Genomic DNA, 866 nt, shown 5'->3' with positions numbered 1-866 from the left:
CACTCAAGCAGCCCTTGTTCACTATGGAGCACATCTTTATGTCGGAAGGGTTATCACTCTGGCTTCTCCTCATCATGGTTCTAACTTAGCTGATTTAGCTTATAGCTGGTATGCGGGTTGGCTGGGTTCGTTGCTTGGTCAAAAAGATGATGGAACATACTCTTTGCAAGTAGGAAAAATGGCAGAATTTCGTTCAGTCACAGATAACCATGTAAACTCTCGAAAAAATAAGTATTACACCGCTACAGGAATGAATAGAGGTCCAGCTCTTTCCGCTTTATCAATGGGAGGACAATATTTATCTTCTTATGGAGAAAATGATGGTCTAGTAAATGTATGGAGTGCAAAATTACCTTATGCTTCCCATTTATTTACTGATCCAAACTTAGATCACGACAACATACGCATAGGTTCTGCTGTCTTTTCAAGAATTGAACCATACTTAAGAAGTGATTCAATTGCTGGAGTTCCAAGTTTAAATACTAATTCAACACTACAAGTTCAAGATGAGATTATCAAAACTGATATTTCTCAAACAGTTCATGGAGGAATGCTGCAACAACATGCCTGGATCAAGCAAACCTTCAATGTTAATGAACCAACCTCTGGTAATGTAACGATATACACAGCCTCAGATGATGTAGAGGTGGAATTAATTTCTCCATCTGATCAAACGTATTTACCCTCCTTACAAGTAAACTCTACTGAGAATAAATCATCCTTTTTTTCTGGTGCAACTATCCAAACATTTAAAAGAAATAGCCTTGAAGTTGGAAACTGGAAGGTACGAATGAAGACAAAGTCACCAAAAGATGCATTCCTGTTAACAGCACAATTTAATGAAAGGGATCCCATTACATTAAGTA

The 866-nt window shown here is 37.6% G+C and carries 1 pseudogene; it reads left to right on the top strand.

Annotated elements, in window-relative coordinates:
- Positions 1–866 (top strand): annotated as a pseudogene (locus AC1DUW_RS30770) (hypothetical protein); the annotation flags it as partial.

The organism is Peribacillus sp. P4_C12 (assembly GCF_056402095.1).
The sequence above is the reverse complement of the archived record's forward strand: the minus strand, read 5'-3'. Positions and strand labels throughout refer to the sequence as shown.